6 protein-coding genes are annotated in these 16,399 nt (G+C 74.7%); 2 read left to right on the top strand and 4 right to left on the bottom strand.

Annotated features, from left to right (window positions below; all coding sequences use genetic code 11):
* Positions 1 to 38: 38 nt before the first annotated feature.
* Together ACZ4WQ_RS10005 and ACZ4WQ_RS10000 are read right to left on the bottom strand one after the other, a co-directional pair.
* Complete coding sequence (locus ACZ4WQ_RS10005) at positions 39 to 2,786, bottom strand: right-handed parallel beta-helix repeat-containing protein (RefSeq protein WP_398375283.1); 2,748 nt, start codon at positions 2,784 to 2,786, stop codon at positions 39 to 41.
* The gene (locus ACZ4WQ_RS10000) at positions 2,783 to 8,692 is read right to left on the bottom strand and encodes a putative T7SS-secreted protein (RefSeq protein ID WP_398375281.1); all 5,910 of its coding nucleotides are present in this window, start codon (positions 8,690 to 8,692) and stop codon (positions 2,783 to 2,785) included. The genes ACZ4WQ_RS10005 and ACZ4WQ_RS10000 overlap by 4 nt, the downstream gene beginning before the upstream one ends.
* A gap of 204 nt (positions 8,693 to 8,896) precedes the next feature.
* On the opposite strand from ACZ4WQ_RS10000, the gene ACZ4WQ_RS09995 reads away from it, so the two are divergent.
* Together ACZ4WQ_RS09995 and ACZ4WQ_RS09990 are read left to right on the top strand one after the other, a co-directional pair.
* Positions 8,897 to 9,883, top strand: coding sequence for a hypothetical protein (locus tag ACZ4WQ_RS09995; protein WP_311723207.1), 987 nt, complete (start codon positions 8,897 to 8,899; stop codon positions 9,881 to 9,883).
* Positions 9,884 to 9,902: 19 nt separating this feature from the next.
* On the top strand, positions 9,903 to 10,208 hold the full coding sequence (locus ACZ4WQ_RS09990; RefSeq protein ID WP_311723208.1) for a hypothetical protein: 306 nt from the start codon (positions 9,903 to 9,905) through the stop codon (positions 10,206 to 10,208).
* Positions 10,209 to 10,283: 75 nt separating this feature from the next.
* Here ACZ4WQ_RS09990 and ACZ4WQ_RS09985 read toward each other — a convergent pair whose 3' ends face one another.
* Positions 10,284 to 14,879 carry an FtsK/SpoIIIE domain-containing protein gene (locus ACZ4WQ_RS09985; RefSeq protein WP_398375278.1) on the bottom strand — a complete coding sequence of 1,532 codons (4,596 nt, stop codon included), beginning with the start codon at positions 14,877 to 14,879 and terminating at the stop codon, positions 10,284 to 10,286.
* A gap of 8 nt (positions 14,880 to 14,887) precedes the next feature.
* The gene (locus tag ACZ4WQ_RS09980) at positions 14,888 to 16,396 is read right to left on the bottom strand and encodes a hypothetical protein (protein WP_398375277.1); all 1,509 of its coding nucleotides are present in this window, start codon (positions 16,394 to 16,396) and stop codon (positions 14,888 to 14,890) included.
* Positions 16,397 to 16,399 lie beyond the last annotated feature (3 nt).

The raw sequence follows: 16,399 nt of genomic DNA, 5'->3' as shown, positions 1-16,399 counted from the left end.
CTTCTGAGAGCTGTCGTTCGTCGATCGGGGTGCTGCGGTCATCGCGGTGACTCCGGCAGCTCGGGCACATCGAGTTCGGAGAGTGTCATCAGCTCGCTCTCCGAGGGGATTTCGATCTCCGACACCCGATACGCCTGCCGCTCCGTCATGGCCTGGAACACCTGCCGGGCGGAGCGGCCGTTGCCGAACCTGCCGTCCCTCGGCAGGAGTTCGAAGTAGCCGGTGAGAGAGGCGCGGGCGGCGTCGGTCAGATCGTACTGGTGCGAGGCGGCGTGCCGCTCCACGATGCGCAGCAGTTCCTCGGTGTCGTAGTCCTCGAACATCAGCGTGCGGTTGAACCGGGAGGACAGGCCGGGGTTGGAGTCGATGAAGCGCTCCATCTCGTTCGGATAGCCCGCCACGATGACCACCACCGAGTCCCGGTGGTCCTCCATCAGCTTGACCAGGGTGGCGATGGCCTCCTGCGCGAAGTCGTTGCCGCCCCCGCCCTGGGCCGGGGCCAGCGAGTACGCCTCGTCGATGAACAGCACCCCGCCCATGGCCTCCTGGAACACCCGCTGGGTCTTGGGGCCGGTGTGGCCGACGTACTCGCCCACCAGCGAGGAGCGGTCGGCCTCCACCAGGTGGCCGCGCTCCAGCAGCCCCACGGCGGCCAGGATCCGGCCGTACAGCCGGGCTACGGTGGTCTTGCCGGTGCCCGGGTTACCCGCGAACACCAGATGGCGGCTCAGCGGTGGCGCGGCAAGCCCCGCCCTCTCCCGGCGCTGCACCGTACGCATCAGCTTGACCAGGGACGACACATCCTGCTTGACGCGGGCCAGGCCGACCAGCCGGTCCAGCTCGCCGAGCAGTTCCTCCAGGCTCTCCTCGGCCGCGGGGGCGTCCTGCGGCGCTTCGGTCGCCGCGGACACCTGCCCGCCCCCGGGCCCCGCGGGCTTCCGCCCCGGCGCTCCCCCGGCGGTCTCCGGCGCGGGCCACCGCGCGGACTTCACCCCGACCGAGACGCAGTCCACCACCTCCGGCCGGGCGCCGGGCTCGGCGCTCAGGTCCTCGGCGGCGTCCCGGACCCGGACCCGGAGCAGCGCGGGCGCGGCCCGCTCGGCCAGGTGCACCGCCGGGAAGCCGGGCCGGACGATGTCCAGGTCCTCGAAGACCCCGACGCCGCCCTCGTCCACGATCAGGCCGTTCTTACCGGGCCTGACGATCCGTACGCCGGTCACTCGCGGCGCGGCCTCGCCCGCCACGACCAGCCCGGAGCCCGTCGCCTCCCGGATCTCGGTGTCGGTGACGCGCGCGGTGGCGCCCGTGGTGAACACCAGGCCCGCGGTGCCCGGCCGCAGGATCCGGCCGCCGGACACCTCCGCGTCGCCGCGGCCGAGGGTGATCCCGGCCCGCCCGGCGTCGGTCACCTCGCAGTCGGTGAGCCGCAGCGGGCCGTCCGCCCCGGCCGTGACGCCGCCCAGACAGCGGGTCACGGCGAGCCCGGACGCCTCGGCGCGGGCCGCGCCCGCCAGGTCCAGGCCCGACATCCCGCAGTCGGCGAGGCGGGTGTCGGTGAGCGTCACGGCGGCCTCGTCGACCGCGTGCACCCCGTGCTCGGGGGTGTCCCCCGCCCGCACCCGGGTGAGCGAGGCGGCCGTTCGCCCGCCCAGGTGGACCGCGCTGTAACGGCAGCCGGTCAGCTCGCTGTCGGCAAGGTCGACGGCCGCGGTGCCGGTGGCCAGCAGCCCGTTGGCGGCCGAGTCCCGTACGGTCACCTCGCGCCCGGTCAGCCGGGCCGAGCCGTAGGCGCCGAGCGCCGTGGACCCGGTGCGTACGACCGTCACGGCGGCCAGCCGCACCAGGGCGCCGTCGCCCGCCGCCACACCGGAGCCCGCGCAGTCGCGCAGCACGGACGCGGTGACCTGGAGCTGCGCCGGGCCGGTCACGCCGATGGCGTCGGCCGCGGGGCCGGTCAGCTCGCAGCCGCGCAGCACGACGCCGCCGGTGGCGTCGTCGGCGTCGGGGGCTTCCGGCAGCGGTGAGCTGCCCAGCGCGCGGACCGCCTCGCCCCCGGCGTCCCGGACCCGGCAGTCCGCCAACAGGGCCGCGGCCCGGTCCTCGGTGAGCAGCCCGCTGCGGCCGGGGCGGTCGACCAGGCAGCCGCGCAGCACCACGCGGGCGTCTTCGCGCGCCCGGATGCCCGAGCCCGCAGCGGCCCGGATCTCGGTGCGCACCAGCTCCACTCGGGTGGTGCCGCCGACCACAAGACCCGTGCCGTCGATGTCCGCCAGCAGACAGCCGGTGAGGTGGACGGCGCCGGTGGTGCGGAGCAGCACCCCGGCCAGCGCGGCGCCGGACAGCACCGCGTCGGCCATGCTCAGCGCGGCGTCCCCGCGGACCTCCAGCCGCCCGTGCCGCACCCCGCCTCCCGTCCAGTCCGTGGCGCCGCCCGCGAGCAGTGCGGCGGGCTGGTCCGCGGCCGCACCGCGCACGGTCACCCCGCGCAGCGTCAACCGGGCGCCGGGCAGCACCTCCAGGGCGGGGCGGCCTGGCGCGGGCGCGGCGAGCGTCACGGCGGCGCCCGGCGGCGGGCCGTCGGGCGCGGGCGTGTCGTCGCCGTCCGGGTCCGCCGCGGTGAGGGTCACCTGGCCGGCGATGCGCACGGTCTCCTCGTAACGGCCGGGGGCGATACGGATCTCGTCGCCGTCCGCCGCGTCCCGCAGCGCCGCGGCGATGGTCCCGTAGGGCTGGTGCCCATGCGCCGAGACCAGGCGCACCGGGGCGTCGAGGCCGAGGGACGTCATGCGCTACCTCCGAACGAGCCGGGCGGCCGGGGGTTTCCGGGGCCTGGGGGCTGAAGCCGGTCCAGTCTCGCCTGGGCCTCGTCGAGCATGGCCAATGCCTCTTGCTCCGCGGCCAGGGCGCGTTCGAGCTCGCTCGGCCCGGAACTTCCCCCGGCCGCCCGGCCGGGGAGCGCCTCGACGGTCTGGCGCCACTCTGTCGCCCGGCGCAGAGCCGTCTGGGCGCCCGCGACGGCCTGGTAGGCGGCGGTCAGTGCGGCCGGGGCCACGGGCGGCGGGAGCTGCGGAAGTTGCGGGAGCTGCGGAACGGGCGGGGCGGGCTGCTCGGGGGCGCGGGTGGCCCGCGCCTTGCCCTTACCCTTCCCCTTGCCCGTGGGCGCGGGGCCGGTGGAGCCGTCCTGGGCGGCGCGGGGGCGCTTGGCCGGCCCGGGTGCGTCGACGGAGCCCGAGGTGTCCGCGCCGCGCGGGCGTTTGCCCTTCGGGGTGGGTGCGTTCCCGCCGTCCTGTCCGCCCCCGCCCCCGGCACCGCGCCGGCCGCCCCCGCGCCTCGGAAGCGGCTGGTCGGGGACGTGCGCCGACCAGCCGCTGCCGTCGGGGCCGGAGTTCCAGGTGAGCTCGAGGGTCGGTCGGCGGTTTCTGGCCGCGACCCCGACGGCCTCGACCGTGAAGGTGGTCCCGTCCCCGGCGGTGACCCGGATGTCCCGGCCGAGCGCCGCCGCGTACTGGGTCAGCAGGGCGCCCCGGGCCGGGTCGTGGGCGAGGGCGCCTCCTGCGGCGCGGAACGTCGCGAAGTCGGCCGTCGGCGGGTGCAGCCTGCCGTCCACCAGCCGTGGGAAGAACCTCTCGACGTCGACGCCGGCGGCGTTGATCTGGTCCAGCATCCGGCCGAGCGAGTTGGCGCCGCCCTGCCGCAGGTCCTGGAAGGCGCGCCCGACCAGATTGCGCATCATCTGGAGCGGGTGCAACGAGAGATCCCCGGTGGCCCGGGCCGCCTGCTGAAGGGCGTGGAAGAAGGTGCCGGGGGCCGTGGGGAGCTGTCCGCGCACCAGGTGTTCACGGTTGAAGTAGGCCAGATGACGGGCGAGATAGCCCTCGTCGTGGCTGAGCGCGAGGGACTGCGCGGCAAGCCGCATCTGCTCGGGGTCGATGCCCGCGAACAGCCGCCCGTCGCCGGGCACCCGGGCGGACACCGCGAGACCCACCCGATTCTTGCCCACGATCCCCAGGCTGTCGTCCAGCGCCGCCGACAGGTCGGCGGCGAGCCGGGAGCTGGGCAGTTCGCCGGGCGGGTGGTGGACCGGCCACAGGGGGTCGTTCCAATTGCCGCCCCTGATGGTCTGTTTGAAGGAGTCGCGAACCGGCTTCAGCTCGATGCCCTCGCGGGCGGCCTGGCTGTTCTGGCCCGCGCCGAGCTCGTCGCGGCTGAACAGCCGGTCGAGGGGGTTCTTGAGACCGGCGTGGTCCTGCGGCAGCTTGCCCTCGTCGTACCAGGTCTTCATCAGCCGGGACAGGTCGGTCTCGGTGGACGCCTCCCGGAACCTGGTCAGATACGGCACGCCCCGGTGCGGCAGAGTGTTGTTCGCGGCATGCATCTCGCGCAGGGTGCGCAGCTCATCGAGCGCCCGCTGCCCGATGTTCCCCGACGGGATGCGCAGCGACTGGTCGAGCTCCCAGGCGTTCAGCCGGTTGAGCCGTTCACTCAGCTCGCCGAACTCGGCGCCGCCGAGACCGAACCGCACCCGGATCAGATCGTCGGTGAGCAGGGTCGCGGCGGCGTCCACGAAGAGGTTGGGTTCGGGGCCGTACGCCAGCTGCGGGTGGAGGCCGGTGAGCCGGTCGCGGATCCGCATGTCCTGCTCGATCCGGCGGATGAATTCCAGCCGCATGTCCTCCAGCGGGGGCCTGGGGTTCTTCCGCTCCTTCAGCGTCAGGTTCTCGAGCCTGGCCCGGGTGTCGTCGATCAGCCGGTCGGCACTGCCGACGGGCGGGAGCTCGGGCGCCCGGTAGCCGCCCGCCATCATCAGCGGCCGCAGTGGGTTGCCCACCTCGTATCCGTCCTCCACGACCTTCAGCGCGCCCTCCCAGTACTCGAAGACGTGTTGGCCGCCGGGGACCAGGTGGGGGTAGTTGTCGAAGTCCATGATCGCGTGGTACGGGTGCAGATTGTCGGCCATCATCGAGCGGACCATGTGATGGGTGGCCTGGCTGTCGAGCGTGAGGTTGCGCGCCGTGCCGTAGACGAAGTGGCCGGCCGGGTACGGGCCGAGCGGCGTGGCCACCAGGGCCAGCGGATGCCCGAAGGTGGTCTGGCCGAGGGCGTCCGCGATGGCCTGGCGGATCGCGGGCAGCTGGGCGTGGGAGCCGTTGACCCCGATCACCACGCCGATCCGGCCGTCGAAGCCGTTGAGTCGGTGGGTGAGGGCGTTCAGGAAGCCCTGAAGGCCGTCGCCGAGCTGGTCGAACCGGACGATCGCGGTGACCACGAAGCCGAGCTCGCGCGGCTGGGTCTCGATGGCGCGGACCCAGGTCATGTAGTCCGCGCCCGTCATGCCCGCGTGGCCGCCGTTCGTCAGCTGCATGAAGGCGTCGTTCACCATGGTGTGCGCCGGGGTGGCGCCGCCCGGCACGGCGCCAGGCGGGGGCCAGACGTGGGCGCCGCCGGTCGGGGCGGTGACGGCCTGGCCGACCGGGGGCGCGGCCGGGGGCGGGTCCACGTCCATCGCGCCCGGCTCGGGGGTCTGGTCCGGCAAGGTGCCGCGCGGCGTGCCCGGGTCCGTCGCGTCGGTGATGTCGTCCATGACATCGTCCACAGTCTGGGTCTCCGGGGACGGCGGCGGAGGCGTTCCATCCATGGAGATGTCGGACGGGGAGGGCGAGTGCCGGGTGCCGCCCGGCAGTCCGCCCCGCTCGTGGAACATCTGGACGGTGATGGCCTGCATTTGCCGGCGCGTGCCGCGCGGATCGATGCCCAGCCGGTCCAGCCGGGACTCCGCCGCGTCAACGCGCACGCGGACCGCACCGAGCTTGTCCAGCGCGCTGAGCTGTGCGGCGGACGGCCCCCGGGAGCCGCCCTGCCCCGGCGGGGGCGTGGTCAGCTCCACCTGCCGCTCGGCCTTGCCGAGATCGGACAGGGCGCGCTCGTACGACGCCCACGCGTTGAGCCGCGTGGCGGCCTCGGAGCCGCTGGTGCCGCCCATGATGAGCTGGTGGGTCTCCCGGATGCGCTGGTTGATCGCGGCCATGGGGGACAGCCCGCCGAACCGGCCCTTGTCCGGGGACGGCGAGCCGTACGGCGGCGGCATATCGGCCGTCGCCTCCCGGTACGGCGGGGGCGGCTGTACGGCCGTCTCGCCCGTCTCGGCGAGCTTGGTGTGCGGTGCGGTGGTCTCGGGCGGGCGGCCGGGGTGTGCGACGAGGTCCAGCGCGTCCCCCACCCCCTTGGCGCCGCCGCTCCCGGCGGCGTCGAGCGGGCCGCGCGCGGACACACCGCCGGGCGGCGGAGCCGACCGCGCGCTGAGCCCGCCCGCCGAGGACGCCGCCGATGCCGCCGACGACGACGCGGCCGGGGGCGGTGGCGCGGCGCGCTCGCCGCGCAGCAGGTCCATGGCCAGGTCGTGCGCGGCGGCGGCGGACAGCGGCTCCGGGACGCGGATGGCGCCGCCCGGCGGCGCGGCGGCAGCGCCGGCGCCGGTGCCGACCGGCGCGCCGCGCCCGGGGGCGCCCGGCGGCGCACTCGCCGCGCCCGCGTGCACACCCGCGGGCGCGGGCGTGCCCGGGGCGGCGTGGACGCCCGGGTCCGCGTGGGCCGCCGCGCCTGGGCCGTGCGCCCCGGTGCCCACCGGCGCCATGTGCGCCGCGGCGCCGGGCGTGTGGCTCCCGGCAACGCCCGCGGGGGGCGTCGCACCGACGACCCCGGCGGCCACCGGGCCACTGCCCACGACCGTGTGCGCGGCGCCCGGCGCGTGGCCCCCGACGACCCCCGGCGGCGGGGTCGCGGCCAGAGCGCCCGCGTGGGCCGTGGGTGCCGCCGCGCCGGTGGGCACCGGGGCGGTGCCCGCGACCGTGTGCGCGTCCACCGTCCGGGGGGCCGCGTCGCCGATCCGCAGGGTGATGCCGTCGCCCCGGATGGCGGTGACGGCGACGTCCCCATGCGCGAGGGCGTTCAGCTCGGGGAAGGTCAGATCGTTCAGCGCCTCGGCGTGGCCGACGGCGCCGCGTGCCATGGTGACCCCGTCGGACACGCCCCCGGCCGACACCAGGCCGGGCACGGACTCCTGGCCGGTGTGGGACACCGAGGACGGGGTGTGGGCGTCGCGCAGCAGGTCGATGGCGGTGTTGCCGGGCAGGAGGAGATTGTTGTCCAGCCGCACGTGGCCGGCGGCGAAGTCCATCTGATGGAGCGTCTGGAGGCCGTGGCCGCCGGGCGCCGCGTGGGCGGCCGGGACGACCAGGCCGCCCGGGCTGGTGGTCATCCCGTGGGGCAGCGGCGCGGTGGTCAGGCCGTGGGACGCGCCGAGCCCCTGGGGCGTCAGGGCGCCCAGGTTGACGGTGGGCAACTCGGTCAGCGGGGTCAGCGGTACGCCCCCCAGGGTGCCCGTACCGAGGCCGCCGAGGTGGAGGCCGCCCCCCGGCAGAAACGCGCCGGGCGGCCGGATGAGCCCGGTGGGCACCAGGGCGCCGGGGCCGGTCTGCACCGGGGGAATGCCGTGCAGGGCCGCGTCCGTACGTCCCGCGTTGGCGAGCAGGGCGTGCAACTCGGGCTGGGCGATGCCGAGAACGCGCTCGCCGAAGGCGAGCCGGGCGGCGCCGCCGATGCCGAGGACGCTGAGCTCGGTGAAGTTCAGCGGGAGGATGGTGGCGGCGCCGACCCGTGCGAGCCGCTGGAGATTGGCCAGCGAGTAGGCACCGGCCTTGGCCCAGGCGCCGATCGAGGAGGCGGTGACGCGCGCCCAGTCGCTGCCGATCGCGCCGAGCGCGCTGTTCCAGCCGCCCTTCAGGGCGTTGCCGAAGCCCTTGCCCAGCGCGATGACGTCGATCTTGACCAGCGGGGCGAGATGGGCGCCGATCACCATCGGGGCCACGACGATCTTGGGCAGGCCGGTGAGCGAGGAGAAGTGGCTGATCTGGCCGAAAAGGCCGCGCCCCGCGCCGGTCAGGCCGCCGACCACGCCCTTGAGGCCGTTGCCGAGGCCCTTGATGATGGCGCCGACGTTGATGGCCTTGGTGGTGGGGAAGAGCACGCCGAGGAAGGCCAGACCGAGTTCGAGCCCGCTGGCCTTGCCCTGGCTGAAGTCCACGATGGTCTTGATGAGCAGGACGGCGTTCATGCCCCAGGCGATGATGCCGAGGATGCCGCCGGTGAAGACCGCGATCACCGAGATGATGATCGTCAGCCACTGGAACGCCTCCCAGAACAGGTCGCAGTCGCTGACCGGCTGGACCATCAGCTCGCCCGCGTCATGGAGTTGCCGGCGCAGCTCGCCCGCGGCGTTGGACACGTCGGTGCGGGCGTCCTCGGCGCGCTGGGTGAGCGGCTGCCGCTGCGGATCGTCCTCGGCCAGCCCCTGGGCGGTGGAGAGCGCCTGGTCGGCCTCGCCCTGAGCGGTCTCGACGGCGGTCGCGTAGACGCGGATGGCGTTTTCGGCCTTGCGGAAGGACTCCTCGACATGCCCGACGAAGTTGTACAGATGGCTGTCCACCATCTCGCGCAGCCGGTCGGCGGTGACGCCGATGAACCGCTGTCCGTCGCCCGCGGTGGTCTGGAGCTCGCGCAGCCCGGTGTTGATGACCCCGGCGGAGGTCGCCAGGTCGCGCATGGTGTCGGCGATGGTGTTCAGCATGGCAGGGTCACCCGGGACCGGGTCACCGCCGAGGCCGAGCGCACTCCAGTCGCCGGGACGGGTCGGCACGCTGCTCCTCCCCCTGACGGTCAGCTGTGGTTCCGGCGCCTCATCGGTGGGCGCCTACACTGGCGTAGCGCACCGACGGGCGAAAGCGGTTCATTGGAATGAACGGTACGTCAGAGCTGGTTGATTCCTGAACGGGACCACGCTTTCGGGCCGTCGGCCACGGTGGAAATGTGTGCACCGTAGCGAGCCGACCCAGGGGGGACCGTGCCTGACATCGTCGTCGATTACGAGCTGCTCAACCAGGTCGCGCAGAAGGCCAACAGCCTCAAGGAGCAAGTCAAGCAGGCCCGGGAGGGCAATCAGAACTACACCACCGAGCAGGTGGGCGGGGGCGTCTCCTACGCCATCCAGGCGTACTACGAGGTCTGGAAGGGCTCGTTCAAGCGCTCCGAGGAGAAGCTGGAGAAGCTTCACAACCTGTACGAGGGCGTCGCGAAGGGCTGGGCCGACTGGGACTTCCGGCTGGCCGGGGAGGCCAGCAAGCAGGAGGCGTCGCTGGCCGCGGATCTCTACCGCACGCAGAAGGAGATCTGGGACGACTGGCAGGAGGCGGTCGCCAAGGGGTACGTCGACCCGAACGACCCGCACGCGCCGAAGCCGCCGGGCGAGCGCGAGAGCCAGTGGTCGACCACCGACGGCCATGGCAACACCACCACCACGACCTACGAGTACGGCCCGGACGGCAAGCCCACCAAGATCACCACCACGATCACCACCAGCAGCGGGCTCACCTCCACCGACACCACCAACTACCACCCCGACGGCACGTACGACTCGACCGCCACCGATGTCTACGGCAACGTCACCAACACCACCGGCAACTCGCAGACCACCGAATCGGGGGACCACAAGAACACCACGGACACCTTCAGCAGCACCACCAAGACCCCGGACGGCAAGCAGTCCACCACCACCGGGACCACGACCTCGGACTACAACTCCGCCACCGGCCACCGGGACTCCACCACGACCTACACCACCACGGGGCCCGACGACGACGGCGAGGAACAGACCGTGCACGGCACGACCACGTCCTCGCTCGATGTGAACGGCCATGAGGTGATCGAGACGATCGAGGTCCACGAGGACGGCAGCGGCACCCGCACGGTGGAGACGGACGGCCGCAAGGAGGAGTGGACCAGCGACCACGCGGACCAGAACTCCGGCTGGGTCCCGAAAGAAGACGACTAGACAAGGCAGGAACCACACCATGCCCGCAGGCAACATCAACCTCGACTACGCCGAGATCATGCGCGTTTCCGGGGTCATGAACCAGGCCGTCAACGACATCAACCCGCATCTGCTGTCCACCAAGACCTCGGTGGAGGGGCTGCTGGACAACGGCCTGTTCATGCAGCAGAGCAGCCCGGCGATGAAGGCCTCCTACGAGAAGCTGACTGCCTCGCTCCAGCAGGCGGTGGAGAGCATCAACAGCTTCGCCACCCAGTTCACCAAGATCAAGGAGTCCGTCGAGCAGATGGACAAGGACATCGCCGCCAGCACCAACAACGGCTGACCCGGCGCCCGCCGGGCTCCCGCTTCGCCGAGGAGCGGGAGCCCGGGTCGTCCCGGCCAGGGCGGCCCGGCCGGGTCAGCCGGTGCCGTCGGACCGCAGCACCGTCTCCGGGACCAGCACCGACACCAGCGCCCCAGTCACCGGGTCCACGGTCAGCCCGCGCCCCGGCACCGGCCGCCCGCGCAGCAGGTCGTACGGGACCCGTACGCCCAGCAAATCGCCCTCCCCCGGCGACTGCGGGGACAGCAGCAGGCCCTTGCGGACCCGGCGGACCTGGCCGAGCCAGCCGATGCCCGCGGAGGTGAGGGTCTCGGCGGTGGCCGCCACCGCGAGCCCCTGGCCGCGGTCCCGGCCGGTCGACGCGATCTCCCGCAGCACCGAGTCGGCGGACGGCATCTGGGCCAGCAGGTCGGCGTCGTCCACCAGCACCACCACGGGGCCCGCCTCGGCCTCCAGCGCCTGCCGCACCTCGTCCGCGCCCGGGTCGGGCGACTCGATGACCACCGCCCGCGGATGCCTGCCCAGGCCCCGCAGCGGCGACTCGCGCGGGGTGAGCGCCACGACCCGCGCCCCGCCCGCCAGCAGCGACACCGCGAGGCTCGCCAGCGCCGTGGAGCGGCCCGCCCCGGGCGGCCCGCTGACCATGAACGACGGGGCGTCCGCCGCGAAGTCCACCCCGACCGGGCCGAGGTCGTCGCCGCCCACCCCGAGCAGCCCCCACAGCGGGCGGCGCATCCCGGTGGGCACCTTCTCGTAGGCGTCGGTGAACGTCACCCGCTTCGGCAGGCTCGCCACCTTCACCGGGCGCCGCGCGGCGGGCACCTCGCGGTCCCGGCGGGCGGCCTCGTCGCCGATCCGCCGCAGCGCCTCCGCCTGGTCGCGCCCGGCGCCCGCCGCGCTCAACAGGGCCACCTGCACCTCGGTGGCGCTGCCGCCGCGCCAGCCGCGCCCCTGCGGCACCACGGCCGGGATCTGCTTGGCCGGGATCTGCGCCAGCATGTACTCGCTGCGGTCGGTCAGCCGGAGCAGCAGCCGCTCGTCGTTCAGCGAGGCCACCTTGCCGGACAGCAGGGCGCGTTCGGACGTGGCGATCACATGCAGGCCCATCGGGGCGCCCTCGCGGATCAGCGCCGTCAGCTCCTGCACCGGCCGCCCGCCGTCATGGTCGCCGAGCAGCGCGGTCAGCGAGTCCCAGCCGTCGATGAGCAGCACCGTGTGGGCGGGGCGCTCGGCGGGCGGCAGCAGCGAGCGCAGCTCGGCCAGATTCGCCGCGCCGTGCGAGGTGAGCAACTCCTGCCGGCGCCCCATCTCGGCGATGAGCCGCGCCAGCAGCCGGTTCAGCCGCTCCAGGTCGGCCCGGGGCACCACCGCGCCGCAGTGCGGCAGATCGTTCAGCGCCGCCAGCGCGCCGCCCGCCGCGTCGATGCCGTAGAGGTGGACGTCGGCGCAGGAGTGACGGCGGGCCAGGGCGCCCGCGATGGTCCGCAGCGCCTGGGAGCGGCCCGAGCGCGGCGTGCCGATGATGTAGAGGTGCCCGAAGCGGGAGAGGTCCAGCTCCAGCGGCTCCTGGCGCTGGGCGCCCGGCAGGTCGGCCAGCGCCCACGGCACCGACGCGAGCCCGGCGCCCGGCCGGTCGGGGCGGACCGGAAGCTCCTCCAGGGTGATCGACTGCGGCAGCGCGGGCAGCCACGGGCTGGGCTGCTGCGCGATGGCGAGCGAGGCCGAGGCCTCGCGTACGGCCTCCACCAGCGCCGTCAGATCGGTGGGCACCTCATCGGCGCCCAGCGGCAGCGGGTCGTCCTCGGCCTCGTGCGCGGGGCCCGGCTCGGCCGCCGTGCGGCCCAGCAGCGACCAGGTCAGCTCGGCGGCCCAGACCATGGCCTCGGGCGCCTCGGCCTGGGCGGGCCCGGCGGCGTCAGCGTTGTCGTCTTGGCGCGGTGCGCCCACGAAGGCCGTCTGGAACGGCAGCACCGAGCGGTGGCCGATCCGGGCCAGCGCCCGGCCCGGGGTGGCGCTGGAGATCGTCACCGCGTCGTTGACCTCGAGCACGTCCTGGCTGTCCATCGCGTCGGTGACGCGCAGCGCGATCCGCAGATTGGTGTTGGCCCGGATGTCGGCGGTGACCACGCCGGCGGGCCGCTGGGTTGCCAGCAGCAGATGCAGCCCGAGGGAGCGGCCGCGCTGGGCGATGCCGACCAGTCCGGGGACGAACTCCTGGACGTCGCGCGCGAGCGTCGCGAACTCGTCGATGACCAGCAGCAGCCGGGGCAGCGGGGCCATCGCCGGATCGCGCCGCCGCATGGCCCGGTACTCGCCGTGGTCCTTCGCCCCCGCCTCCGCCAGCACCCGCTCGCGCCGGACCAGTTCGGCGGTCAGCGAGGCCAGCGCCCGCTCCACCAGATGGCTGTCGAGGTCGGTGACCATGCCGAGCACATGCGGCAGCCGTACGCAGTCCTGGAAGGCGCTGCCGCCCTTGTAGTCGACCAGGACGAACGTCATCTCGTCCGGCCGGTTGACCGCTGCCAGCGAGGCCACCAGCGTCTGGAGCAGCTCCGACTTGCCGGCGCCCGTGGTGCCCGCGATCAGCCCGTGCGGGCCGTCCTTGATCAGGTCGAAGGTGACCGGTCCGGTGTAGCCGACGCCCAGCAGCGCCCCGGTGGACGCCGGCCGCTTGGCCCAGCGGCGGGCCAGCTCCGGGGCCGTGGGCGGCTCCAGGTCCAGCAGCCCGAGCAGCCGAACCTGGTCCGGCAGGCCGTCCGAGCCGTCCGGTGTGACGTCCCGTACGGGCGCCAGTGAGCGGGCGATCCGCTCGCACCAGTCCGTGTCCACCTGGTCGGGGCGGATGCCGGTCACATCGGCGCTGCCGGTGCGGCGCACCGTCAGCTCGCGCGCGCCCACCGCGCAGACGGTGACGCACTCCTCGGGGAGCATCCGCTCCTCCTGGTCCAGGCAGATCAGGAACACCCGTACCGCCGGGCCCTCCTTGAGCACCTGGACCACGCCGGGCACATCGCGCAGCCGCCGCGCCCCGTCGAGCACCACCACCAGGTCCGGCTCGCTCAGCAGGGCTCCGCTCATCGCGGAGTCCCGGGCGCGCATCCGCGACCGGATGGCCGAAACCAGCTCGGAGACCCGGTTGGCGACGGTCTCGGGGTCGTTGCCGACCGTCACCGACGGGCCGCCGGAGCGCGCCCCCGCCACCCCGCCGCGCCCGGGGCGCGCGTGCGGCAGCCAGCGCACCCACTCCCACGCGGACGCCCCCGCCATGTCCGTGAGCACGGTCACCCGTACGTCCCGGGGGCTGTGCAACACCACCGCCTGGGCCACCGCCCAGCGGGCCAGCGCCCGGGCCGCGTCCCGCTCCCCCGCGATGCCGACCACGCCGTCGGCGCACAGGTCGACCTGGACCGGCATGTCCGGGATCCGCCAGTTCACCGACCGGTGGTTGTCCTCCCGGGAGCTGTCGTCGATCGTCAGCAGGGAGGACTGGCCGACCGTCCCCACCCGCAGCGCCAGGTGGTCCGGGTGGCCGCGCCGCCGCTCCCACAGCCTGGCGCCGGGCCCGACGGCCCACAGCCCGGTGGTGGCCGGATCGGGCCCGGCGGCGACCCGCAGCCGCCGCTCGCGCCCGACCTTCTCCAGGACGTCCGCCTCCAGCGAGGCGCGGCGCGCGCGGTAACTCGCCACCCCGGCCAGATACTCGCGCCGGCCACTGCGGCGGGTGGTCACATAGTTCGCGACGGCCAGGAACGGGCTGAAGATCGCGAACATCAGATAGAAGTACGACCCGAGGAACGTCACCATGGCGATGCCGAGGAACATCGGCGCCACCACCACCAGCACCGGGATCGACCGCCGCGACGGCGGGGTCGGCGGTGCCGGGAGGACGAACCGCTCGGGCGTCAGCGGCGGAATGATCCTCGGCGGCCGGTTGAAGTCCAGATACGCGCCGTCGGCCGACGCCGTCACCGCCGCGTCGGCCTCGGTGGGCTCCGCGACCCGCAGCAGGTACTCCCCGAAGACCAGCTCGCTGTCCAGCGGCCATTCCCTCCAGCCGCGCGGCACCGGCTCATGCCGGTCGGCGTCCGGGTCCGGCAGCGGGGGCGGCGGAGCGGGCGGCAGCGGGGCGGCGTCGGCGCGCGGCCGCTCGGGCGGCGGCTCGGGCGCCGACAGCGCCACGGCGGCGCCCGCCTGACCGGGGTTCAGCAGCACGCCGCCGTCCGGGCGGACCGTCACCCGGATCCCGGCGGACGGCACGTCGCGGCCCTCCAGCCGCACCGCGCTGCCGGGCTCCGGGCCCACCGTGTACGTACCGGGGCGGAGCAGCCATACGCGCCCCGCGCCCCGCCCGCCCACGAGCTGAAGCTCGACCTGGGGGCCGCGCGGCAACCGCTCACCGTCGGCGGACCGCGAGGGCGGCGGCAGTTCCTCGCGCGCCGGCCCGTACGCGCCCCCGTCCCCCGGCGCCGGAGCCCCGAGCCCCAGCCGGGCCCCGTCCCGTACGCCGGCCGCCGCCAGCGGCAGTTCGGCGGGCAGCTGCCGGTCCCCGAGGAACAGTTCGGTGCCCTCGGGGCCCGTGGCATAACCCATCTCGGCCAGACGGACGGCGACGGCCCGGGCGGTGGTGGTTCCGCTGGTGTCGAGCACGACGTCGCTGTCGGCAACGCTCACAAAAAGTCTCACGGCTGCGAAGAGGTCCGTTCGTCGGTCGTGCCTGATGCGGCGGAGACGCCACCGACCGACCGGGTGGGCGGCGCGGCGGGGGCGGGCTCGGCGAGATCGCCGTCGTCCTCGGGGACTTCGGCCGGGGCCGGGGCGGGCTCGGCCGTCCCGGCAGGCTGGGCCTTCTCGGTTCTCTCAGGCTTCTCGGTGATGTCGGCTGCCGGGGATGGCCGTTCCCGTGCCGGTCCCGGGCGCTCGTCCGGCTCGGCGGGGGCGGGTTCGGGTTCGGGTTCGGCAAAGTCCGGCTCGACGCGCGGACGCGGAACGGGAGTCGGAGCCGGGGCCGGTTGCGCCGCCGGACGCGCCGGAGCCGGGGCGGGCTCGGCGAAGTCGGCCGCGAAGTCGGCTTCGGTCAAGGCCCCGTGGGGCCGGGCCGCCCCCTCGTCGGGCACGTCCCGCGGGACCGCGGCATCCGTCCGGGGCTCGGCGGCCGGCACCGCGTCCCGCACCGCCGCGCCAGGGCCCGACAGGACGGTCCCGGCGGGCGGGCGCCGACGGCCACGGCGGATGGAGCGGGCGATGGCCCGGGGCAGGGCGGCGGACTCCAGGTCGAGGTGGAGACCGGGGGCCAGCAGGCGGCCGCCGGGCTCGAGGTGGAGCGTCCAGCAGGCGCCGGGGAAGCGGCCGCCGACCAGGGCCCGGAGGCGTCCGGCCGCGGTGAGTTCGGAGAGCCGGGCGGACTGCTCCGGGGTCGGGGACCAGCACACGACGACCGGGGTCACCGGGGCCTCGGCGGACAGGTCGGATTCCAACTCGTCGAGGAGGGCGTCGAGTTCCGAGCCGTGGTGGCGGGGGTGCACACCGCGGGCGACCAGGACCGGCGGGCCGTCCGGCAGCTGGTCGATCTGGGCGGCCAGGGCCTGCACCATCCCGCGCGCGGCGGGGGGATCGCCTTCGACGGCGAGGGCGGCGGGGCCGCGCAGCCAGTCCACGAGCACGGCGCCGGGCAGCCGTCGGTCGACGCCGAGGGCGAGCAGCAGGCGCTCAGGGCCCTCGGGCGCCTCGACCGAGGCGGCCTGGGCCGACCAGGTCCACTCCCCCGGGTCGGCGGCGGTCCGCTCCCAGGGCCCGGCGGGGGCCAGCGGGTCGCGCCCGGCGAGGATGACCCGGACCCGGTCGCGGGCCGGGTTCAGCTGCACCGCCAGGGCGTAACAGCCGTTATCGGCGGTGGAGTCGGCGTGGTCGAGGGCGGCCAGCGCCCGGCCGGGCGCGGCAGGGTCGGCGAGATAGCCGGAGAGGATCCTGGCCCAGCGGCGGTGACGGCTGAAGACGCGGAAGGGCTCGGCGAACGCCCGTCGCGTCATGCGCACTTCCCAGACGATACGGCGGCAGGCGCCGCGTACACCGCCCTGGGATCTGATCAACCGCGCGCTCAGCCAGACCAGCACGGTGAATGCGGCGAGGAAGCCCAGGAGGATCAGCCAGGAGGCACGATCGGGCATGCCGAGGGCGAGCCATGTGTACACCGG

It is taken from the genome of Streptomyces sp. NPDC028305, assembly GCF_055569495.1.
This window is presented reverse-complemented; position numbering and strand designations above follow the sequence as displayed.

What these genes read in the sequence shown, in the direction of transcription:
- ACZ4WQ_RS09990 (WP_311723208.1), top strand. Translation starts at nt 9,903, where the DNA reads ATGCCCGCAGGCAACATCAACCTCGACTACGCCGAGATCATGCGCGTT.
- ACZ4WQ_RS10005 (WP_398375283.1), bottom strand. Translation starts at nt 2,786, where the DNA reads ATGACGTCCCTCGGCCTCGACGCCCCGGTGCGCCTGGTCTCGGCGCAT.